We start from the raw sequence: 21,812 nt of genomic DNA on the forward strand, positions 1-21,812 counted from the left end.
GGCCCGCGACAAACCGCAGGCAAACAGGGCAAAGGCTATCCGACGAGCCTGCGGGCAAGCTGTGGCGGCCCGCCCCGGTGGCACCGCCGCACACGACGGATCCGGCGTCGTGCGACCGGCCCCGGGCTAGGCTCTTCGGGTGCGTCTCGTCATCGCCCGCTGCTCCGTCGACTACACCGGGCGGCTCAACGCCCACCTGCCCCTCGCCACCCGCCTGCTCGTGCACAAGGGCGACGGGTCGCTGCTGGTGCACTCCGACGGCGGCTCGTACAAGCCGCTCAACTGGATGAGCCCGCCCTGCCGGCTCGACGTCGAGGTTCCCGACGAGGAGTCCGCGTCCGCCGGGGTGCTCGAGCACTGGCGCGTGACCCACGCGAAGACGGGGGACGCGCTGCTCGTGCGCATCTACGAGGTCATCCACGACTCGTCGCACGAGCTCGGCCTCGACCCGGGGCTGCAGAAGGACGGCGTCGAGGCGGATCTCCAGCGCCTCCTCGCCGAGCAGGTCGACGTCATCGGCGAGAATCTGACGCTCGTGCGCCGCGAGTTCCCGACCGCGATCGGCCCGGTCGACCTGTTGCTGCGCGATCCCGAGGGCGGCACGATCGCCGTCGAGGTGAAGCGCCGAGGCGACATCGACGGCGTCGAGCAGCTCACCCGCTACCTCGAGCTGCTGGGGCGCGACCCGCACCTCGCCCCGGTCACCGGCGTCTTCGCCGCCCAGGAGATCAAGCCCCAGGCCAAGGTGCTCGCCGCGGACCGCGGCATCCGTTGCGTCATCCTCGACTACGAGGGTATGAAGGGCATCGAGTCCGGCGCCCCGCGCCTCTTCTAGCAGGCCTTCGCGCCCCCGTCCCGCGACCGGCGCCCTCCCGACCCGGCGAGAGTGCAGCTGGTCGCCGAGAGGTAGGGAGGCAACCACCCTCTCGTCCACCAGGAGAACCCTCGCGGCCCCTGGGAGCCGGGGCGGGGGCTGAGGGCGAAGGCTGGGGTCGGGACGAGGGCTTGTGTCGTGTCCTGGGGACGGTACATACTGTCCGGACGACAGTAAAAGACCCGAAACGGATGCTGCAGCAATGACGCTCGACGACTTCCGGCGTGAGATCGCCGAACCCGCCATCGAATTCCGCCCCGAGCTGCGCTGGTGGCTCGCCGAAGGGCTGCACAGCGACGCGACGCTGCGCCGCGAGATCGACGACGCCCACCGCCTCGGCTTCGGCGGCATGGAGTTCCTGGCGATGGACGAGGGTGCGATCGACCACGCGCGCTACGGCTGGGGGTCGGAGGAGTGGGTCCACGACTCGCAGGTCGTGGTCGAGGAGACCACGCGCCGCGGCATGTCGGTGAGCTTCACATCGGGCACCAACTGGTCGAACGCGAACCTGCCGACGATCACACCCGACGACCGCGCCGCCGCGCAGGAGCTCGACGTCGCGTCGGAGGCGCTCGCGCCCGGCGCGCGGCGCTCCGGGCCGCTCCCGCGCATCGACCTCGCGGCCCCCGCCGCCGCGCGCCATCTTCCGGGCGGGCGCGGCACGATCCGCGACCAGCATCTCGTGGCCGTGGTCGCGGCCCGCGTGGTCGACGCCGAAGCGGGAGTGCTGGATGCCTCCTCGCTCACCGAGCTGACGGCATCCGTCCAAGGCGACGCGCTGGAGTGGACGGCGCCGGACGGCGACGGCGATTGGCGCCTCTTCTTCTACTGGCTGCACGGGACCGGCCAGACCGCGGAGCCCTCGGCATCCGTCAACTACACCGTCAACTACATCGACCGGGACGGTGTCGACGCCGTCATCGCGTACTGGGACGAGGTCGTGCTCACGCCCGAGCTGCGAGCGCAGATCGCGCAGAACCCCCGCGCGCAGATGTACATGGACTCCCTGGAGCTGTCGACGTTCGGCGCGGGCGGGCTGTTCTGGGGCCACACCGTCGTCGACGAGTTCCGCGCACGCCGCGGCTACGACGTGGTGCCGTGGCTGCCGTTCCTCACGCGGGATGTCCCGTTCATGGCGGTCTCGACGACCTACCACCACCAGCCTGCCGACGCCGCCGACCGCGTCACGGTCGACAAGGTGCGCCACGACCTCGTCGTCACCTTCACCGACCTCTACATCGAGAACATGCTGCGGCCGTTCGCGGAGTTCCTGCACGGCGTCGGCATGACGCTGCGCGCCGAGATCAGCTACGGACTGCCGTTCGAGCTGACCCGGCCCGGTCCCGAGGTCGACGGCATCGAGACGGAGTCGCTCGAGTTCGGCGCGCAGATCGACGCGTACCGGCTGATGGCCGGGCCCGCGCACCTCTTCGGCAAGCAGTACTCGTCCGAGACCGGTGCCACGACGCGCAACCACATGCTCGACCACCGCTTCTACGACCAGATCATCGCGACCCAGCTGGCGGCCGGCATCACCAAGACGGTCCTCCACGGATGGGCGAGTCCTGCCGGCGCCGAGGGCGTCACCGAGTGGCCCGGCCACGAGGGCATGTGGCCGATGTTCTCCGAGCGGTTCGACACCCGTCAGCCGGGCTCCGAGTTCTACCCGCTCTGGACCGCCGCGATCGGCCGCCTCCAGTACGCCCTGCGTCAGGGCCGACCGCGGATCGACGTCGGGATCCTCCGCACCGACCACTTCACCGACAACCTCATCGGCGTCACCCTCGTCGGCCCCGGCGGCGAGCGCATCCCCGACGAGGTCGCGTACGGCACGATGTGGATGCGCGACCGCGAGAACCACTGGTGGCAGGACCTCGGCATGCAGGACGCCGGCATCACCTACGAGTTCTTCGACGGCTCGCTGCTGCTGCGCGACGACGTCTCCTTCGACGGCGACGAGGTGCAGCCGGGCGGTCCGGGCTACCGTGCGCTCGTCGTGTACCAGCAGACCCTCGACCCCGACGTCGCCGCGCACCTGCTCGCCTGGGCGCAACGCGGGCTGCGCCTCGTCATCGTCGACGGCGCCCGTGAGCTCGAGTCGCTGTCGGCCGGCCGGTTCCGCACGCACGAGGTCGCAGCATCCGCCACTCCCGGTCTCGACGGCCGCGACGACGAGCTCGCGGCGACGATGGCGGAACTGCGACGGATGCCGGGGGTCCGCGTCGCCGCTCCGTCCGGCGTCGTCGCCGCCCTCGACGAGCTGGGCGCGAGCGGTCGGGCGCGCTTCGAGACCGACGACACGCACGTGCTGACCCACCTGCGCGAGGACGACGACCTCACCGTGCTCTACGCCTACCACTTCCTGTACGAGACGACCGAGCCCACGACGGTGCGCATCGCGCTCGAGGGCACCGGCGCGGTGCACCGCCTCGACGCCTGGACCGGCGAGCTGCGTCCTCACCGCGGCGCACGCGCCGTCGGCGACCGCACCGTCGTCGAGCTCACCCTCGCTCCGGGCGAGACCGCGATCGTGGTGCTCGACAGGACTGCGGATGCTGCCCCCTCGACCCCGCCCGCCGTCGCCGAGGTCGCGCGAGCCGAGGTATGGCGCCTCGTCGTCGAGAGCTGGGACGCCGGCGAGCCCGAGGTGCTGGAGGAGGACCGGGGTCTCGGGTACGTCTCACGCGAGGTGCGCCCGACGACCGCGGTGACGCGCCTCGACGCCGGCGAGGTCGAGCTCGCCCCGTGGTCGGAGATCGCGGCGGTCGGTGCCGACGTCTCCGGTGTGGGCGAATACCGCGCGATCATCTCCGTGCCGGAGGTCGCCGACGGGGCGCGATACCTCCTCGATCTCGGCTCCACCGGCGGCGGGCTCGGCGCGGTGCGCGTCGGCGACGGCCCGGCCCGCGGCTTCGACACCGCGCACCCGGTCGTCGACGTGAGCGGCAGCATCCGTCCCGGCGACAACGCGATCACCGTCCGCGTCTCGAGCTCGCTCAACAACCGGCTGCGTGCCCGCGGATACTATGACGGCATCCGCGACATCGGGGCGGACCTCACCGGCGAGCAGCGGATGCAGCACGCGATCGTGCGGCGATACGGTCTCCTCGGCCCGGTGCGCCTGCTGCGCGAGGGGTGACCGCGGACCCCGGACGAGAGAGGAACGAGAAGGCGATGGCCCGAGGTGACGTCGACACCGACGCCTCCGCAGATCTGAGCCCCGTCATCGCGCCCGACCCGCTCGACCTGCGGCTGTCGCTCGCGTCGATCGTGCACTGGGCCGACAGCACCGGCGTGCGGCGCGACGTCATGGCCCGGGTCGCGTTCCCGGCCGACGACATGGGCATGTTCCTCGTCGTGAACCAGCTGTCGTACAACGGGGCGATGCGGCCCGTCGACCTCTCGCTCGCGCTCGGCATGACGGCGACCAACATGAGCAAGATCGTCGGGCGCCTGGTGAGCGCCGGGCTCGTCGTGCGCGTCCCCGCGCCCGACGACGATCGCGGCGTGCTCGTCGCACTGACCGGAGAAGGGCGCGCGATCGGCGAGCGCATCATGTCGACCGCCGAGACGAACATGCGGACGCTCCTGGCCGACTGGTCTCCCTCCGAGATCGAGGATCTGCGCCGCATGATGGCGCGGCTCGCCCGCGTGCACCGGTCCGTCTCGGAGCGGCGGTCCGGCTCCGCATAGGCTGGACCCTATGCCGACCCGATCGCCGTGGACCTGTGTGCTGTGGGACGTCGACGGAACGATCGTCGATGCGTCCGACGGCATCCTCCGCCGCCTCACGATCGCCCTCGAGCACTTCGGCAAGCGACCGCCGACGCGCGCGGAGCTCGTGCACTGGATCGGCCCGCCGATGTACCAGTCGTTCCAGGTGAACGTGGGCATGACGCCCGAAGAGTCCGCCGAGGCCGTCGCCTTCTACCGCGGCCTCAACAAGACGGACGGGTACGCGACCGGCGCCAAGCTCTTCCCCGGAATGGGAGAGCTGATCACGGATGTCGCGGCCGCCGGCATCCCGCAGGCCACGGCCAGCTCGAAGCCCGAGGTGCAGGTCGTCGCCCTCATGGACCACTTCGACCTCTCGACGTCGCTCACCGCGATCGTCGGTGCGACCGCTGATGAGAAGACGCTCAGCGCGAAGTCCGACATCGTGGCCGAGGCGCTGCGCCGACTCGCCGCGGCGGGCGTCGACACCAGCCGTCCGGTGCTCGTCGGCGACCGCCACCACGACGTCGAGGGCGGCGCCGAGCGGGGCGTGCCCGTAATCTTCGTGCGGTGGGGCTTCAGCTGGCCGCACGAGTCGGAAGGCGCACAGGCCGTCGTCGACGACGTCGACCAGCTCCGCGCGCTGCTGCTGTTCGGCGAGTACGCCGACGGTGTGTCCGACGCGGCGCCCGCCGGAGCTGCCGCCGGGGTCGCCGATGCCTGAGCTCGCCGCCGCGATCCTGGGGTGGCTGGTGCCGGCCCTGGTCGTGTTCGGTGTGACGGCGATCGCCGTCGCCGTCCTCGTGTGGGCCGTGCGCCGCGCGCGGCGCTCCCCCCGGGCGCGTGCCGCCGCCGAGCAGTCGCGCGCCAAGGCCGGTGCGACGCTGGTGCGGCTCGACGACGAGGTCGACGAACTCGACCTCGAGGTCGGGCTCTCGGGCGCGCTCTACGGCGGCAACGCCCCGGCGTCCCTGCGGCGCGCACGGCTCACCGCGCAGCATGTCCGCGACGACGCCTTCGAGGACTACCGCACGATCAGCGATCCCGCTGTCGCTCCTGACGAAGTCCGGCGCGTGTCGGCGCGCATCGAGCGCCATGCCGGCGAGGCGCTCGCGACGGTCGCCGCCGCCCGCAGGGAGCACGGCGCATGGGTCACGGCGAACGTGTCCGCCGCCGGGCAGATCGACGCGGCGCGAAGGCGCCTCGCCGTGCTCACCGCGTCGATGGGGGACCCCGCCGCACTCGTCGCCGAGCTGTCGTCCCGCTTCGCCGAGGAGGAGTGGCGGGAAGCCTCGCGCTCCGCGCACGCGGCGCTCTCGGAGATCGCCGCCGCCGAACGCCACCTCGACGCCGCCGCGACCCGCGCCGCCGACCCGTCCCTCAGCGCCCTCCCCGACCTCGCCGCCGCCGAACGGGCGCTGCGTCAGGCCGAGGCCGACTCCCGCAACCTCGAGGAGACGCACCGGCTCGTGCTGCAGGCGGCCCAGGCGGTTCCCGACGAGATCGCCTCCGCGCGCACCGCCCTGCGCCAGGCGTCGGTCACGCGCGAGCACCTCGACGCCGACGACGCCGCACGGCTCGGCGCGGAGCTGCACGCCATCGAGACCGAGCTGAACCGCGTCGAGACGGATGCTGCGCGCCGCCCCACGCGCACGGTCGAGGCGATCGCGCGCCTGCGCGGTCGGCTCGACCTCGCCCTCGGCGACGCCCGCACCTCGCAGCAGCGCTTGCGCGGCGCGCGCACCGCCCTGCCGGGCACCCTCGCCGCCGCACGCGGCGCACTGGCGCAGGCCGAGGCATCCGTCTCCCGCTCCCGTGCCGGCGCCGACGCGCGCTCCCGGCTGATGTCCGCCCAGCGCGAGCTCGCCACCGCCCGGCAGGCACAGGACCCCGTGGCCGCGCTCGACGCCGCCCGCCGTGCGATGCGCGACGCCGAGGATGCGAAGGCCCTCGCGGACTACACCCGCGCGCCCGAGCCCCTCGGATAAGGGACAGCGGACAGGCCCACCGCTACCCTGAACGCATGAGCGACGGGGCGACTCAGAGACCGAACCGCGTGCTCGCCGGGATGGCGCGGATCCCGGCGACGCTGACGATGATCGCCCTCCTCCTGGTGGCCGGCCTCGTCTGGCAGGGGCTGTGGCGGCCGTTCGAGGATTCCGACCTGTTCGAGACGGTCGCCTACGGGCTTCCCGCCCTCGAGGCGGGGCGATGGTGGACGCCTGTCACCGGCACGTTCTTCGTCAACGCGCCGTGGGTCTACGCGTTCACGCTCGCGAGCTTCGTCGGCATGGCGTACCTCGAGTTCCGGCGCGGCTCGCGCCTCGCCCTCGCCTACTACTGGGTCGGGCAGCTCTTCGCGATCTTCGCGACCGCGCTCGTGCTGTGGGGGTGCTCCGCGATCCCAACGTGGAACTGGGCCCAGAGCCAGGCGGCGGCCTTGGACGTCGGCCCGTCGGGCGGCAGCCTGGCCTGCATCGCCGCCGCCGTCGGCCTGCTGCGCAGCCCCTGGCGCGTGCGCGCATGGCTCGTGCTGCTCGGCTTCGTGTTCGTCGCGATGCTCTTCTGGGGCACGCTCGCCGACCTCGAGCACCTGCTCGCCGTGCTCCTCGTGCTGTTCGTCGACCGGTCGCTGCGCGTCCAGCGCACCACGATGCGCGAGCAGCGGCTCATCGCGTTCATCTCGGTGCTCGTGCTCGGCGCCGTGGAGGTGATCACGATCCTCGTTCCGACGGACGGTCCGTTCGGACAGACCGAACCCGCCTCGGGCGGCTTCTGGGACTTCTTGATCGACGTGATCATCATCGTGATCATCGCCAACGGTCTCCGGCGCGGACGCCGCTGGGCGTGGATGCTCGCCGTCATCCTGGCGGTGTTCAACATCCTGACCGCCCTCCTCGTCGCGACGGTCATCATCATCGCCTCCGAGGCTCAGGTGGAGGCGACGATCGACGGCGAGACCGAGCTGTCGCTGGCGAGCGGCGCGATGTGGCTCCTGATGCTCGTGTACCTGATCTGGGTGCGCCACGCCTTCCGCGCTCGACGCAGGTCGCGCATCGGCCAGGAGCCGCATCCGGGTGTCGAAGACGTGAAACGGATGCTGCACGCCCACGGCGGCGGCACACTCTCGTGGATGACGACCTGGGAGGGGAACACCTACGCCCGGACGACCGACAGCATCGTCGCGTACCAGCGACGTGCGGGTGTGGCGCTTGCCCTCGCGGACCCGATCGGTCCGGCGGCGTCGCGTGCGGCATCCGTCCGGGAATTCATCCACGACGCCGAGCGGGCGGGACTCATCCCGTGCTTCTTCAGCGCCGACGAGGCCACGCGAGCCGCGGTGCCGGCGTCCTGGCGCAGCCTGGTCGTCGCCGACGACACGATCGTCGACCTGCCCGGCCTCGAATTCACCGGCAAGCGGTGGAACTCGGTGCGCTCGTCGCTCAACCGAGCCGGTCGCGAGGACATGACGTTCCGGATGACCCGCCTGAAGGACGAGTCATGGGGCGTGCAGCAGCAGCTGCGGGGGATCTCGGAGATGTGGGTCGGCGACAAGGGCCTGCCCGAGATGGGGTTCACCCTCGGCACACTGGTCGAGGCGGAGGATCCGGAGGTGCGCCTGGCTCTGGCCGTCGCGCCGAACGGCGACATCGACGGGTTCCTGTCGTGGCTGCCGGTGTACGGCGAGGACGGCACCCCGCGCGGCTGGACACTCGATCTCATGAGGCGCCGCGAGGGCGGCTTCGGCCCGGTGATGGAGTTCCTCATCGGATCGTCCGCGCGGCTCTTCTCCGACGAGGGCGCAGAGATCATGTCGCTGTCGGGCGCGCCGCTGGCGCACGACTACCCGCCGGATGCCGGCATGATCGCCGCCCTCAGCGACAAGCTCGCCGACGCGCTCGAACCCGTCTACGGGTTCCAGTCGCTGCACCGCTTCAAGGAGAAATTCCACCCGCGGTACGAGACCATGTACCTGCTGTTCCGCGACGAGAGCGACCTCACCCGGATCGGCGGCGCGCTCACGCGGGCGTTCCTGCCCGACGCGACGCTGCGTCAGTTCGCCGGGGCGGGACTCGAACTCGTCCGGGGCGAGCGCGACTGAGCCGGCCCCGTCGCTCGCGACCGGGTCACTGCCGCGCGTCGGCCGCGCGCGACGAAGCCGCGGCACCCACCCGTGGGAGGGATACCGCGGCTTCGACCGCGTGAAGCGATCGATCCGCCGCTCAGAGCGGGCGGATGTTCTCGGCCTGGAGGCCCTTGGGTCCCTGCGCGATCTCGAACTCGACGCGCTGGTTCTCCTCGAGAGAGCGGTATCCACCCGACTGGATTGCGCTGTAGTGCGCGAAGACGTCTGCGCCACCCTCATCGGGAGCGATGAAGCCGAAACCCTTCTCCGAGTTGAACCACTTGACGGTGCCCTGCGTGCTCATTACTTGCCGTTCTTCGTTGATCTCGTCGCGATTGCGGCGATTGCATCCAACGTAGTGAAGAGGCGGGCGCGCGGCGAGACCCTGTTGCGAAGGTGACACAAATGTTGCACAGGAACCTGCGGAGTCCAGGGCCCATCGTCCGCCCGGGCTGAGCTTCGCTCGAAAGCCCGGGCGTCGACGGATCCCCCCGGATAGGCCACGTCGTAACGTGGACAGGCATCATCGTACCGATATATCACCGCGAGAGCGAGCGCCGTTCCTCAAGGTTTCCGCATCTCCGGCGGTCTCCGCCCACGCCGGAGGAGTCCGCCTCAAGGCCCGCTCAAGAGGGTCTATGCACGTGAATCCTCCGGCGTACACTGGTGCCACTCATGACTGCCCCCTTCGTCCCGCTTGAGCCGAGCCGCGCCGTGCTCGGAGACGAGGTGTACGCCCGCCTGGGCGAGGCGATCCTGGACGGCCGCCTGGCCCCCGGCGAGCGCCTGCGCGACCAGGAGCTGGCCGAGTGGCTCGGCGTGTCCCGCACTCCGGTGCGAGAGGCCCTGCAGCGCCTGGAGCGGGCCGGCCTGGTCGAGGTGTCGCCGCACCGCTATACGCGCGTGTCGCACCCCAACCAGCAGAACGACACCGTCGAGCTCGTCGCCTTCAACATGGGGCTGGCGGTGCGCATGGCGTCGGCGCGCGCGGACGCCGACGCCCTCGAACACGCGCTGGAGCGGCTCGACGAGGTCATCGCGGCGTCGCGCGCGGACGAGCCCGAGGCCCTCGCCGTGGCCAGTCACAGCTTCTTCTCCGTCGTCACCCGCGCGAGCGGCAACTTCGCCCTGCTGCAGTTCGTCCGCGAATACGAGTTCGCGATCCGACGCGACATGGTCGGCTGGCGTCCCTTCATCGCGTGCCCCATCGGCCGCACCGCCGCCTACGAGGAGTTCCGCGACGCCTTCGTCGCCCGCGACGCCGATCGCGCCGAGGCGCTGTTGCGCAGCATCCACGGCCTGAACTGAGATCCCGCCCTTTCTGGGCACGGATGCCGCGGCTAGCGTGAAACGCGTGAACCACATCGATCTGCGGCCCCTGGACGACGACGACCTCGACGCCGTCTTCGAGATGATGCGCGACCGCGAGGCGATCGCGATGGCCGCGTTCACCGCCGAGGACCCCGACGACCGCGCGGCGTTCGACGCGTGGATCGAACGGCAGCGCACCTCGCACGACGTGCTCTCGTTCGTGGTCACCGAGAACGGCGGATTCGCGGGCACGGCGGCCACGTTCACCATCGACGGAGACCGCGAGGTCACCTATTGGATCGCCCGCCACGCGTGGGGGCGTGGCGTCGCGACCGAGGCCCTGCGCCGGCTGATCTCGCGCGAGCCCCTCCGCCCGCTGTTCGCCCGGGTCGCCGCCCACAACGCCGCCTCGATCGCCGTGCTCACCAAGGTCGGCTTCACCGAGGTGTCGCGCAACGTCGACTTCGCCCCCGGCGTGGGCCGCGAGATCGAGGAGATCGTCTTCACACTCCCGCCGGCCCTCGACGGCGCCTGAGCCGCAACCGGTGAAGAAAAGAAGAGGACCCCCTCTCGGGAGTCCTCTTCTGCGCTGTGCGCGAGGGGGGAGTTGAACCCCCACGCCCTTTCGGGCACTGGCACCTGAAGCCAGCGCGTCTGCCTATTCCGCCACTCGCGCGAGTCGCAGGATCTTCAGATCCCGCGAAACTCAACTTCCCGAGGATATCATGCGTCGCGGCCCCTTCCGAACTCACCCGTCCGGGGGCGCGATCCATCACGGGTACAGCCTGTGCAATTAGCATGTAGCAACCGGCACCCCCCTCAAGAGGAGCTCCGTGGGACTACTTGACAGCTTCGAGAAAGGTCTGGAGCGCGCAGTCAACAGCGCGTTCGCCAAGACCTTCCGCAGCGGCATCCAGCCTGTCGAGATCGCATCGGCCCTGCGCAGCGAACTCGACAAGAAGGCGGCCGTCGTCAGCCGCGACCGCATCCTCGCGCCGAACACCTTCACGGTGCGTCTGTCGCCCGCCGACGACGACCGCATCTCGGCGCTCGGCGACGCGCTCCTGCACGAGCTCGACACGCTCGTGCATGCGCATGCCAAGGCCCAGGGGTACTCCTTCGCCGGTCCCGTGACGATCGCGATCCGCCGCGACGAGGAGCTGTCGACCGGCACCCTCCGCGTCGAGTCCTCGACGGCACAGGGCGGCCGCGTATCGTGGCGCGGCGTCGTCGACGTCGAGGGGCGCCGCATCCCGCTGACGAAGTCGCGCACGGTCATCGGCCGCGGCAGCGACGCCGACATCACGGTCGCCGACTCGGGCACCAGCCGCAAGCACGTCGAGATCCTCTGGGACGGCGAGCGCGCCATGGTGCGCGACCTGGGCTCCACGAACGGCACGACGCTCGACGGCAGCAAGGTCACCGAGGCGGCACTCCCGCCCGACTCCACCGTGCGCATCGGCCGCACCGACATCGTGTTCCGCGTCGTCGCGCAGGCGAGCACACCCAGGGGCGCAGCATCCGTCGACGATGCCACCCGGGCGTTCGACGCGCAGGAGAGGGGCCCGCTGGCATGAGCGAGCTCACCCTGCTGCTGCTGCGCATCGGGTTCCTGGTGCTGCTGTGGGCCTTCGTCTTCGCCGTCATCTACTCACTGCGCGCCGACCTCTTCGGCGTGAAGGTCAGGAGGATGCCGGATGCTGCCGCCGCAGCGGCCGCGCCCGCGGCATCCGCTTCCGCCGCGTCGGCGACCGCACCCGTCGCCCCGGTGGGCTCCGCGCCCGCGCCGAAGCCGAGCGGACCCGCGACGACCGCCACGGCATCGCGCATCGTCATCACGAGCGGACCCAAGACCGGCCTCGAACTCCCGCTGGGGAACGAGCCGCTCACGATCGGCCGCTCGAGCGAGTCCGGCCTCGTCATCCGCGACGACTACACGTCGAGCCACCACGCGCGCCTCGTGCTGTGGGGCGACCAGTGGATGATCCAGGACCTCGATTCGACGAACGGCACGTGGCACGACGGTGCCCGTGTGACGGCTCCGGTCCCCGTGAACCTCGGCGCTCCGATCAAGGTCGGCGCGACGACGTTCGAGCTGCGGAAGTAGCGGGCGGGCCCCTCGCACATGGTCTTCCAGGGCTCGAGCGCCGCGATCTCGCACACCGGCAAGGTGCGCTCCAACAACCAGGACTCCGGGTACGCCGGATCGAACCTGTTCGTCGTCGCCGACGGCATGGGCGGTCACGCCGGCGGCGATGTCGCCTCGAGCCTCGCGATCTCGCGCCTGGAGGGCCTGGACCGCCCGTACGACTCGACGGCCGAGGCGGAGCGGGCGCTCCGCGACGCGATCTCGGACGCCGCCGTCGACCTGGTGGACACGGTCGGCGCACGGCCCGAGCTCGCCGGCATGGGCACCACGGTCAGCGCGCTGATCATGGTCGACGACTACGCCGTCATCGCCCACATCGGCGACTCGCGCATCTACCTCTACCGTGACGGCGCACTCACGCAGATCACGACCGACCACACGTTCGTCCAGCGCCTCGTCGACTCGGGCCGCATCACGCCCGAGGAGGCGCGCTACCACCCCCGCCGCTCCGTGCTCATGCGCGTGCTCGGCGACATGGACACCGACCCCGAGCTCGACACGTTCATCATGCCGACGCAGCAGGGCGACCGGTGGCTGCTCTGCTCGGACGGCCTGTCGGGCGTGGTCGACGACCCGCACACCGCCAAGGCACTCGGACAGGGCCTCGCCCCAGGCCGCACGGCCGACAGCCTGCTCAAGCAGGCGCTCGACGGCGGCGCCCCCGACAACGTCACGATCGTCATCGTCGACGTCGGCGGGCAGCATCCGCTCTTCTCCGGCACGCCCACCATCGTGGGCTCGGCGTCGAACCCGGTCGGTGTCGAGGTGCCGGCGGCGGCGCCGCGGCGCTCGAGCTGGCTGCACCCGAACCGGCAGGCAGCGAACGAGCCGACGCACTTCGAGCCCGCGCCGGAATTCCTCGAGGAGCTCATCGAGGAGGACCGCCGCCGCGCCCGCCGCCGCCGCATCGGCTGGATCGCCGGCGTCGCCCTCGTCCTCGTGATCATCGCCGGGGCCGCGTGGATCGGCTACCAGTGGACCCAGACCCGGTACTACGTCGGCGCCGACGAGGACACCGTCGTGATCTACCAGGGCGTGCAGCAGAGCATCGGACCGATCTCACTGTCGACCCCCTTCGAAGACACCGAGATCCCCCTCGATTCGCTCTCGGACTTCGCCCGTGCGACGGTGGAGCAGACGATCTCGGCGAACTCGCTCTCGCACGCGCGCCAGATCGTCTCGGGAATCAGTGACCTGGCGGGAGGCGGCGGATGAGCGCAGCCACGAACACGCCGACCGACGCGGTCTCGACCGACACCGCGGTGGTGCGCGCGCTGCGGCGCATCCGCGTGCCGCAGACCCAGCGCAACCGCGAGCTGGCGCTGCTGATCTTCGCGTTCGCGATCAACGCCTCGGCGATCGCGCTCGTGCAGCTCGGCGCGCAGGACGCCATCGACTGGACGTTCCTCGTCTACTGCGGCGGGCTCACCGCGCTCGTGATCGCGCTCCATATCCTGCTGCGCCTGCGTGCACGTGCAGCCGATCCCTTCGTCGTTCCGATCGCGACGCTCCTCACCGGGCTCGGCCTCGCGATGATCTACCGGCTCGACCTCTACTGGGAGCGCCACGGGTGGGACGCCTTCTCGACGCGGCAGCTCGCGTGGGCGGCGATCGCGCTGGTCGCGGCGATCCTCGTGGTGATGTTCCTGAAGAATTACCGCGTGCTGTTCCGGTATACCTACATCTTCGGCTTCGTCGGCATCGTCCTGCTGATCCTGCCGGTGATCCCGGGCCTCAGCGGCGGCGGCAACGCCGACGTGTGGGTCGACCTCGGCTTCTTCACGTTCCAGCCCGGCGAGCTCGCCAAGATCGCACTCGCGATCTTCTTCGCCGGCTACCTCGTGCGCACGCGCGAGAGCCTGACGTCGACGGGCACGCGCTTCCTCGGCATGACGTGGCCGCGCGCCCGCGAGCTGGGACCCCTGCTCGTGATCTGGCTCGTGTCGCTCGGCATCATCGTGCTGCAGCGCGACCTCGGCACCGGCGTGCTCATCTTCGGCATGTTCGTCGCGATGCTCTACGTCGCCACCGGCAAGACCAGCTGGGTGCTCATCGGCGTCGTGCTCGCGGTGTCGGGCGCGTTCCTGGCGTCACGGATCCTGCCGTACGTCGGCGCGCGGTTCAACAACTGGCTCGACGCGTTCAACCCCGAGCTGATGGACAACTCGAGCTTCCAGCTCGTCAACGGCCTGTTCGGCATGGCGAACGGCGGCCTCATCGGCACCGGCCTCGGGCAGGGACGCCCCTACCTCACGCCGGTGGCGGAGAGCGACTACATCCTCCCCGCGCTCGGCGAGGAGCTGGGCCTGATCGGCGTGTTCGCGATCCTGTGCCTCTACATGGTGTTCACCAGCCGCGGCATCCGCATCGGCCTGGCCGGTCAGGACGACTTCGGCAAGCTCCTGGCGACGGGCCTGTCGTTCACGATCGCGCTCCAGGTGTTCATCATGGTCGGCGGCGTCACCCGTCTCATCCCGCTGACGGGCCTCACCACCCCGTTCCTCGCGGCCGGCGGTTCGTCCCTCGTGGCGAACTGGATCATCGTGGCGCTCCTGCTGCGGATCTCCGACGCCGTCCGCAGCCGTCCCCGGGTGGTGATCGGCTGACATGACGACCCTTCGACAGGCTCAGGGACCGGTTCGCGGCCAGTGCCTTCCCGCGCGGGGAGGTGCATCGTGACGAAAGAGCTCCGTCGCCTCAGCATCCTGATGCTGGTCATGTTCCTCGCCCTGTTCGGGTCGACGAGCTGGATCCAGGTGATCCAAGCCGAAGAGCTCGCCGCGAATCCCGAGAACCGCCGCTCGCTCTACGACTCGTACGAGGTGCAGCGCGGCTCGATCATCGCGAGCGGGTCGGCCATCGCGTCGTCGGTGCCGTCCGGCGATCTGTACAGCTGGCAGCGCGTGTACACGGATGCCGCGATGTGGGCGCCCGTGACGGGCTACATCAATCCGGTCCTGAACTCGGCGACCTGGATCGAGCAGGCGATGAACCAGGAGCTGAGCGGCACGGCCGGATCCCAGTTCCTCTCGCGGATCGAGCGCATCTTCACGGGGCAGCCGCCGCGCGGGTCGAACGTCGTGCTGTCGCTCGACGCCGACGTGCAGCGCGCGGCGTTCGATGCTCTCGGCGACCTGCAGGGCGGGATCCTCGCGATCGAGCCGGCGACGGGGCGCGTCCTCGCACTGGTGACGAGCCCCAGCTACGACACCAACGTGCTCGCCTCGCACAACACCGCCGAGGTCAACGCCGCCTACGACGAGCTCGTCGCCGATCCGGGCAAGCCGCTGTCGAACCGCGCCATCGCCGGCGACCTGAACCCGCCCGGCTCGACCTTCAAGCTCGTGGTGGCCTCGGCCGCCCTGGCCTCCGGCGACTACACGCCGGATTCGGCGCTGCCGAACCCGGCGACGTACCAGCTGCCGCAGTCATCGAGCGTCGTGCACAACGCCAGCGGCGGCACGTGCGGCGGCGGCGACACGGTCACCCTCGCCGACGCGCTGCGGCTGAGCTGCAACATCCCGTTCGCGGAACTGGCCGTCGAGCTCGGCGACACGGCCATCCGCGAGGAGGCTGAGAAGTACGGCTTCAACCAGTCGTTCGAGCTGCCGCTGATCTCGACGCCGTCCGGCTACCCCCGCACGATCCAGGACGACGCGCAGACCGCGCTGAGCGGATTCGGCCAGGGCCAGGTCACGGCGACGCCGCTGCAGATGGCCATGGTGTCGGCCGGCATCGCGAACGGGGGGATCGTCATGAATCCGCGCATGGTCGACCGGGTGATCGGCCCGGATCTGTCTGTTCAGCAGACCTTCGACGACACCGAATTCGGGCGTGCGCTCGACGCGGATCTGGCGGACGAGCTGGTGCGGATGATGGTCGCCAATGTCAGTGACGGTGCCGCGTCGGGTGCAAGAATAGACGGGGTCGACGTGGCCGGAAAGACGGGAACCGCGGAGAACACGGGCGACGAGCCGTACACGCTCTGGTTCACCGGGTTCGCTCCCGCCGAAAACCCCGAGGTCGCCGTCGCCGTGGTCGTCGAAGACGGCGGCAGGCAAGGACAATCGGGCAGCGGCAACACCATCGCCGCTCCTATCGCGAAGAAGGTCATGGAGGCGGTGCTGGGCAGATGAGACCGACGCAAGGCGTGACCTTCGGCGGCCGATACGAACTCGATTCGCGCATAGCGATCGGCGGCATGGGCGAGGTCTGGGAGGCGACAGACCACGTCATCGGGCGAACCGTCGCCATCAAGATCCTCAAAGACGAGTACATGGGCGATCCGGGCTTCCTGGAACGCTTCCGCGCCGAGGCCCGTCACGCGGCGCTCGTGAATCACGAGGGCATCGCGAGCGTGTTCGACTACGGCGAGGAGAACGGCAGCGCCTTCCTCGTGATGGAGCTCGTCCCCGGCGAGGCGCTGTCGACGATCCTCGAACGCGACGGGTCGCTCTCGACCGACAAGACGCTGGACATCGTCGCGCAGACGTCCGCCGCCCTGCAGGCCGCGCACGCCGCCGGCCTCGTGCACCGCGACATCAAGCCCGGGAACCTCCTCATCACGCCCGACGGGCGGGTGAAGATCACCGACTTCGGCATCGCCCGCATCGCGGACCAGGTGCCGCTGACCGCCACCGGCCAGGTGATGGGCACCGTGCAGTACCTGTCGCCCGAGCAGGCATCGGGGCACCCGGCGTCGCCCGCGACCGACATCTACTCGCTCGGCATCGTCGCGTACGAGTGCCTCGCGGGCAAGCGCCCCTTCACGGGGGAGTCGCAGGTCGCGATCGCGATGGCGCAGATCAACGAGCAGCCGCCCGCGCTGCCCGCGACGGTCGCCGTGCCGGTGCAGAACCTCGTGATGGCGATGATCGCCAAGAAGCCCGAGGAGCGTCCCGCGTCCGCCGCCGCCGTCGCGCGCGCCGCCACGGCCCTGCGCCGCGGCGATGTCGCGGCCGCGGCCGCGGCCGTCCCGGCGATCGCCGGCATCGCCGGGGGCGACGCCGCGACCGAGCTGCTCGCCTCGGGGTCCGACACCTCCGCCGCGACCCGCCTCATGCCCGCACCGGGCGAGGAGGCCACCGAGGAGACACCCGAGAAGAAGAAGCGCAGTCCCTGGACGTGGCCGCTCATCGCGCTCATCGCGCTGCTTCTGCTCGTGCTCATCGGCACGATCTGGGCCGTCGTCGCCAACTCCGGCAACCAGCCCGATCCCGGACCGTCCACGAACTCGGCGTCGCCCTCGACGACCCCGACAGACACCCCGACGCCGACGCCCACGACCGCGAACGTCGTGGCCGACGACTACCTCGGGCAGGACTGCGCCACGGCGTCGGCCGCGCTCGACGCGCTCGGTCTCGGCGCGAGCTGCGTGGAAGGCAACGCCGCGCCGGACGAGGCGAGCGAGGGACAGGTCTACGCCGTCGCACCCACCGGAAACGTCCAGCTCGCGACAGTCATCGAGCTGACGGTATACGCCGGGCAGGTGCCGATGACGCAGCCGGGGCCGCTCACCCTGTCCACGCCGATCGAAGAGGGCGGGACGGTCACCGTGCAGTGGCCGGGCTACAGTTGCCCGTCCGGCACCGGCAGTGTCAGCGCGTACAACCTTTCTGCGACCCAGGGCGTCTTCCCGAACACTGGGCAGTCGACCGCCGCGTTCGGCCCCAATGACCGCAGCGGCCAGGTCGAGGTCACCGGCGCCGCTGGCGCCTCGCTTCTCGTCACCTACACCGTCACGTGCACTGGAAACGGAAACGGCCAGGAGCGCACCAGCCCGTCTACCGAGGCCAGTGGAGTGATCACAGGCGCGCCGGCACCCGGCCCGTCGCCTTCGGCGACCCCGTGATTCGAGTCTGAGCTTGGCTGAGTGAGTCCTCCGAGCGGGTCGCACCGAACGTGCGACCCGCTCGGGCTCGGCTAGTGTGGCTGATGTTCCAGGCAGGGAGTGACCGTGACAGCTGAGCCGCGCGTGCTTTCGGGGCGCTATCGCATCGATGAGCCGATCGGCCGCGGGGGCATGGCGAGCGTCTACAAGGGGTACGATCTGACGCTCGGCCGCGAGGTCGCGATCAAGATCCTCGACCGCGAACTGGCCGACGACAACGCCTTCCGCACGCGGTTCCGCCTCGAAGCGCAGGCCGCCTCCCGCATGGCGCATCCGACGATCGTGCGTGTGTACGACGCGGGGGAGGATTCGCTCACCGCGCCCGACGGCACGGCCCGCCCCGTCCCGTTCATCGTGATGGAGCTTGTCAAGGGCCGCCTCCTCAAGCAGATCATCGCGGCGGGCCCGGTTCCGGTGACGGATGCCGTCCGCTACGTCGACGGGATCCTCGAGGCCCTCGAGTACTCGCACCGCGCCGGTGTCGTGCACCGCGACATCAAGCCCGGCAACGTCATGGTGACCGACGCCGGTCAGGTGAAGGTGATGGACTTCGGCATCGCGCGCGCGGTGTCGGACTCCTCGTCGACGGTCGCCGAGACGACGCAGATCCTCGGCACCGCCGCATACTTCTCACCCGAGCAGGCCAAGGGCGAGCCGGTCGACGCGCGCGCCGACGTCTACTCGACGGGCGTCGTGCTCTACGAGCTCCTCACCGGGCGCCAGCCTTTCCGCGGCGAGTCGCCGGTGGCGGTGGCGTACCAGCACGTCAGCGAGGCGCCGGTGCCGCCCTCCGAGGTCAACGACACCGTGCCGCGCGCGCTCGACACCGTCGCGCTGCGCGCCCTCGCGAAGGACCCTTTCCAGCGCTACCAGGACGCGGCCGGCTTCCGCGAGGCGCTCGACGCGACGGTGGACGGCCGCCAGCCCTCGAAGCGGCAGGTGGGAGCCCTCACCAGCGAGCTGTACGGACCGAACCCCCGCCAGGCGGCCGAGACGGCACGGTCGCTGCGCCAGCTCAGCACCGACACCACGATGAAGCGCACGCAGGCAGGACCGCCGGTCGCGTGGATCTGGGCGGGCGTGGCACTGCTCGCGGTGCTGCTCATCTCGCTGCTCTTCTGGGTGCTCTCGATCCAGCCGCGCGACGACCTGCCCGGCAACGTCCGCGAGGTGCCGGACGTCACGGGCATGACCTACGAGCGCGCCAACGACACCCTCGCCGAATCCGACCTCCGGGCGATCCGGATGGACGAGGAGAGCGCCGACGTCGCTGCCGGGAACGTGATCCGCACCGACCCCGAGTCGGGAACGTCGGTGACCGCCGACCAGCAGGTGCGGGTCTACGTGTCGACCGGACAGCAGATGTCCACGGTGCCGACCCTCACGGGCCTCGGACAGGATGCCGCGACCTCCGCCATCACCGGCGCCGGGCTGCAGCTGGGCACGATCACGCCTCAGAACGACAAGGATCTGTCCGCGGGAACGGTGATCTCGAGCACTCCCGCCGAGGGCGCCAGCGTCCCCGCCGGCACGACGGTCAACCTCGTGGTCGCGTCGGGCCGCGTGGCCATCAACGACGTGCGCGGCTACACCGTGGACGCGGCGACCCGCGAGCTCGAAGGCCAGGGACTCACCGTGATCCCGCAGGAGGACCCGAACTGCGCGGGATCGAACCCGCCGACCGTGTCGTCGCAGTCGCTGACGCCCGGCGACGTCGCGGTCCACTCCGAGATCACTCTGACGTACTGCTCAGGCGCGTAGCCGCGCGGCTCATCGCCCTCAGGCTCGGCGGCGGGGGCTCAGCGTCGCACCGCGGGCGGCAGCATCCGTGTATCCGATCGAGGCGAGCCAGTTGCCGAGCAGGCGGTGCCCGCCCTCGGTGAGCACGCTCTCGGGATGGAACTGCACCCCGACGATGGGGGCGGTGCGGTGCGCGACGCCCATGATGACGCCGCTCGCCGTGCTGCTCGTCACGACGAGGTCGCCGGGGAGGGTCTCGGGCACGATCGCCAGCGAGTGATAGCGGGTGGCCGTGAACGGGTCGGGGAGTCCGGCGTACAGGAGCGAGCCGTCGTGGTGCACGAGCGACGTCATGCCGTGCATGAGCTCGGGCGCGTGGTCGACCGTGGCGCCGAAGGCCTCGCCGATGGCCTGATGGCCGAGGCAGACGCCGAGGAGCGGGACGCCCGTCGTCGCCGCCGCCCGGACCACCTCGATCGACGCGCCGGCGTCGGCGGGCGTGCCGGGTCCCGGCGACACCAGAACCCCCGGGCGCCCGGCGATGTCGCGCGCCGGGTCGGTGAGGGCGTCCGCCTCGACGAGGTCGGTGGCGGCGCCCAGCTCGTGCAGGTACCCGATCAGGGTGTGGACGAAGCTGTCGTGATTGTCGACGACGAGGATCGGCGTCGACGAGGGGAGGACGGTCACGACGGCGACGGCCCGCTCGGCATCAGCGGCAGGGTCACCGTGACCTCCTGCGGGTTCACGAACTGGCTCACCCAGGGGAAGGCGTAGAAGAGGAGGCCGTACAGCACCGCGGCGATCAGCGCGAGCAGGATGAGCACGCGCACCCACCACGGGCCGGGGAGGATCCGCCACAGCCCCGCGTACATCAGGCCACCGCCTGGAGGGAGGCCGGTTCGCCGGCGGATCGCGGGGTGAACGAATCGAACACGCCGTAGGCGACGATGCGCTCGGTCATGGCGAACATGGGGCTGCAGCTGGTCAGCGTGATGTAGGCCGTGCCGGCGGGGACGTCCATCGCCTGGGGGACCGGAAGGAGCACCTCGACCTCGTTCGGCTTGACGTACTGGAGCGTGCGGAAGCGGTAGGTGTACCACCCCTCCTGCGTCTCGACGACGATCGCGTCGCCGACATGGAGATCGGCGATGCGGTTGAAGGGCTTGCCCCACGTGGTGCGATGCGCGGCCAGAGCGAAGTTGCCCGCCTCGCCCGGCATCTTCGTGCCGGGGTAGTGTCCGATGCCGATCGGGTCGAGCGTGCGCGAGCGCGTGACACCGCCGGCCATCGGCATGGCGTAGTCCGAGCCGAACCGGGGTATCCGCATGACGGCGAACTCCTGGCCGTCGCCCGGCTCGGGGATCACCGGCGGCGGCGCGGTGACGGGCTCGGCCGCGGGGTCCGCGCTGGGCGCGGGTGCCGCCTCGGGATTCTGCTCCTCGTACTGCTGCTGCCACTCCTGCGACAGCTCGGTGCCCTCGGCGTTGCGCTCGGCCCCGTAGATCAGGTCGCCCACCCAGAGCTGCCACACGACGTAGAGGAGCACGATGACGCCGGCGGTGATGAGGATCTCGCCGATGACGCCGACGACCGACGTGCGCCGCGGCGCGGGTCGGTCCCTGCGCGCGGCGCGCCTCGGACCGGGCAGCGCGTCATCCACAGGTGGATTCTAATCAGCGCGGGCTGTGGTCCGCCTGGCAGTTAGACTCTTGTGCATGGCACGACCCGGCAAAGACGACGACTCGCTCGTCGAGCGCGCAGAAGGCGAGGCCGCACCCAACCCGGTGTGGTTCAAGCCGATCATGATCGGACTGATGCTCATCGGTCTGGTCTGGATCCTCGTCTTCTACCTGAGCGGCATGGCGTTCCCGATCCCCGACATCGGGGCGTGGAACCTCGTGATCGGCTTCGGCATCGCCTTCATCGGCTTCCTGATGACGACGCGCTGGCGATAGCGACACTTCGAGAGAGAAACCCCGGTCTACGGCGACCGGGGTTTTTCCATGCC

20 protein-coding genes and 1 tRNA gene are annotated in these 21,812 nt (G+C 70.6%); 16 read left to right on the forward strand and 5 right to left on the reverse strand.

Features of this window, described 5'->3' with window-relative positions; all coding sequences use genetic code 11:
- Positions 1-139: 139 nt before the first annotated feature.
- The 6 genes from nucS (at position 140) to ACFQ7C_RS04935 (ending at position 8,690) form a co-directional block, all read left to right on the forward strand.
- The gene (gene nucS / locus ACFQ7C_RS04910) at positions 140-835 is read left to right on the forward strand and encodes an endonuclease NucS (protein ID WP_378898402.1); all 696 of its coding nucleotides are present in this window, start codon (positions 140-142) and stop codon (positions 833-835) included.
- A 241-nt stretch (positions 836-1,076) separates the two neighbouring features.
- On the forward strand, positions 1,077-4,013 hold the full coding sequence (locus tag ACFQ7C_RS04915; RefSeq protein ID WP_378898403.1) for a glycosyl hydrolase: 2,937 nt from the start codon (positions 1,077-1,079) through the stop codon (positions 4,011-4,013).
- Positions 4,014-4,048: 35 nt separating this feature from the next.
- Positions 4,049-4,567, forward strand: a complete 519-nt coding sequence (locus ACFQ7C_RS04920; RefSeq protein WP_378898404.1) for a MarR family winged helix-turn-helix transcriptional regulator — start codon at positions 4,049-4,051, stop codon at positions 4,565-4,567.
- A 10-nt stretch (positions 4,568-4,577) separates the two neighbouring features.
- Positions 4,578-5,312, forward strand: coding sequence for an HAD hydrolase-like protein (locus ACFQ7C_RS04925; RefSeq protein ID WP_378898405.1), 735 nt, complete (start codon positions 4,578-4,580; stop codon positions 5,310-5,312).
- Positions 5,305-6,576: a hypothetical protein gene (locus tag ACFQ7C_RS04930; protein ID WP_378898406.1), complete on the forward strand. Its 1,272-nt coding sequence runs from the start codon at positions 5,305-5,307 to the stop codon at positions 6,574-6,576. Before ACFQ7C_RS04925 ends, ACFQ7C_RS04930 begins: the two co-directional genes overlap by 8 nt.
- 35 nt (positions 6,577-6,611) lie before the next feature.
- Positions 6,612-8,690: a bifunctional lysylphosphatidylglycerol flippase/synthetase MprF gene (locus ACFQ7C_RS04935; RefSeq protein WP_378898407.1), complete on the forward strand. Its 2,079-nt coding sequence runs from the start codon at positions 6,612-6,614 to the stop codon at positions 8,688-8,690.
- Positions 8,691-8,811: 121 nt separating this feature from the next.
- Here the strand turns inward: ACFQ7C_RS04935 and ACFQ7C_RS04940 are convergent, their stop codons facing one another.
- Positions 8,812-9,018, reverse strand: coding sequence for a cold-shock protein (locus tag ACFQ7C_RS04940; RefSeq protein ID WP_109208752.1), 207 nt, complete (start codon positions 9,016-9,018; stop codon positions 8,812-8,814).
- A 371-nt stretch (positions 9,019-9,389) separates the two neighbouring features.
- Here ACFQ7C_RS04940 and ACFQ7C_RS04945 point away from each other — a divergent pair, with 371 nt between their 5' ends.
- Positions 9,390-10,022, forward strand: coding sequence for a GntR family transcriptional regulator (locus ACFQ7C_RS04945; RefSeq protein ID WP_378898408.1), 633 nt, complete (start codon positions 9,390-9,392; stop codon positions 10,020-10,022).
- A 46-nt stretch (positions 10,023-10,068) separates the two neighbouring features.
- Positions 10,069-10,560, forward strand: coding sequence for a GNAT family N-acetyltransferase (locus ACFQ7C_RS04950; protein WP_378898409.1), 492 nt, complete (start codon positions 10,069-10,071; stop codon positions 10,558-10,560).
- Between the two features lie 57 nt (positions 10,561-10,617).
- Here ACFQ7C_RS04950 and ACFQ7C_RS04955 read toward each other — a convergent pair.
- Positions 10,618-10,701: transfer RNA gene (locus ACFQ7C_RS04955), tRNA-Leu, on the reverse strand.
- Between the two features lie 157 nt (positions 10,702-10,858).
- Between ACFQ7C_RS04955 and ACFQ7C_RS04960 the strand changes: the two genes are divergently transcribed.
- The 7 genes from ACFQ7C_RS04960 to pknB all read left to right on the forward strand — a co-directional run bounded on the left by ACFQ7C_RS04960 (position 10,859) and on the right by pknB (position 19,825).
- On the forward strand, positions 10,859-11,602 hold the full coding sequence (locus tag ACFQ7C_RS04960; protein ID WP_378898410.1) for an FhaA domain-containing protein: 744 nt from the start codon (positions 10,859-10,861) through the stop codon (positions 11,600-11,602).
- Positions 11,599-12,132, forward strand: coding sequence for an FHA domain-containing protein (locus ACFQ7C_RS04965; RefSeq protein WP_378898411.1), 534 nt, complete (start codon positions 11,599-11,601; stop codon positions 12,130-12,132). The genes ACFQ7C_RS04960 and ACFQ7C_RS04965 overlap by 4 nt, the downstream gene beginning before the upstream one ends.
- An 18-nt stretch (positions 12,133-12,150) precedes the next feature.
- On the forward strand, positions 12,151-13,389 hold the full coding sequence (locus ACFQ7C_RS04970; protein ID WP_378898412.1) for a PP2C family protein-serine/threonine phosphatase: 1,239 nt from the start codon (positions 12,151-12,153) through the stop codon (positions 13,387-13,389).
- Positions 13,386-14,780, forward strand: coding sequence for an FtsW/RodA/SpoVE family cell cycle protein (locus ACFQ7C_RS04975; protein WP_378898413.1), 1,395 nt, complete (start codon positions 13,386-13,388; stop codon positions 14,778-14,780). Before ACFQ7C_RS04970 ends, ACFQ7C_RS04975 begins: the two co-directional genes overlap by 4 nt.
- A 69-nt stretch (positions 14,781-14,849) precedes the next feature.
- Entirely contained in the window at positions 14,850-16,310 is a 1,461-nt protein-coding gene (locus ACFQ7C_RS04980; protein ID WP_378898414.1) for a peptidoglycan D,D-transpeptidase FtsI family protein, read from the forward strand.
- Positions 16,307-18,025, forward strand: coding sequence for a serine/threonine-protein kinase (locus ACFQ7C_RS04985; RefSeq protein WP_378898415.1), 1,719 nt, complete (start codon positions 16,307-16,309; stop codon positions 18,023-18,025). Before ACFQ7C_RS04980 ends, ACFQ7C_RS04985 begins: the two co-directional genes overlap by 4 nt.
- A 105-nt stretch (positions 18,026-18,130) precedes the next feature.
- On the forward strand, positions 18,131-19,825 hold the full coding sequence (pknB, locus tag ACFQ7C_RS04990; RefSeq protein WP_378898416.1) for a Stk1 family PASTA domain-containing Ser/Thr kinase: 1,695 nt from the start codon (positions 18,131-18,133) through the stop codon (positions 19,823-19,825).
- An 18-nt stretch (positions 19,826-19,843) separates the two neighbouring features.
- Here the strand turns inward: pknB and ACFQ7C_RS04995 are convergent, their stop codons facing one another.
- The 3 genes from ACFQ7C_RS04995 to ACFQ7C_RS05005 are packed head-to-tail and all read right to left on the reverse strand — an operon-like array spanning position 19,844 to position 21,464.
- Entirely contained in the window at positions 19,844-20,491 is a 648-nt protein-coding gene (locus tag ACFQ7C_RS04995) for an anthranilate synthase component II (RefSeq protein WP_378898417.1), read from the reverse strand.
- On the reverse strand, positions 20,488-20,676 hold the full coding sequence (locus tag ACFQ7C_RS05000; protein WP_378898418.1) for a hypothetical protein: 189 nt from the start codon (positions 20,674-20,676) through the stop codon (positions 20,488-20,490). Before ACFQ7C_RS05000 ends, ACFQ7C_RS04995 begins: the two co-directional genes overlap by 4 nt.
- Positions 20,676-21,464: a class E sortase gene (locus tag ACFQ7C_RS05005; protein WP_378898419.1), complete on the reverse strand. Its 789-nt coding sequence runs from the start codon at positions 21,462-21,464 to the stop codon at positions 20,676-20,678. Before ACFQ7C_RS05005 ends, ACFQ7C_RS05000 begins: the two co-directional genes overlap by 1 nt.
- Before the next feature lie 55 nt (positions 21,465-21,519).
- On the opposite strand from ACFQ7C_RS05005, the gene ACFQ7C_RS05010 reads away from it, so the two are divergent.
- Positions 21,520-21,759, forward strand: a complete 240-nt coding sequence (locus ACFQ7C_RS05010; protein ID WP_045301992.1) for a cell division protein CrgA — start codon at positions 21,520-21,522, stop codon at positions 21,757-21,759.
- The last annotated feature ends 53 nt before the right edge of the window (positions 21,760-21,812 follow it).

Origin of the sequence: Microbacterium sp. NPDC056569 (assembly GCF_042793475.1) — a bacterium.
Classification (GTDB): domain Bacteria; phylum Actinomycetota; class Actinomycetes; order Actinomycetales; family Microbacteriaceae; genus Microbacterium.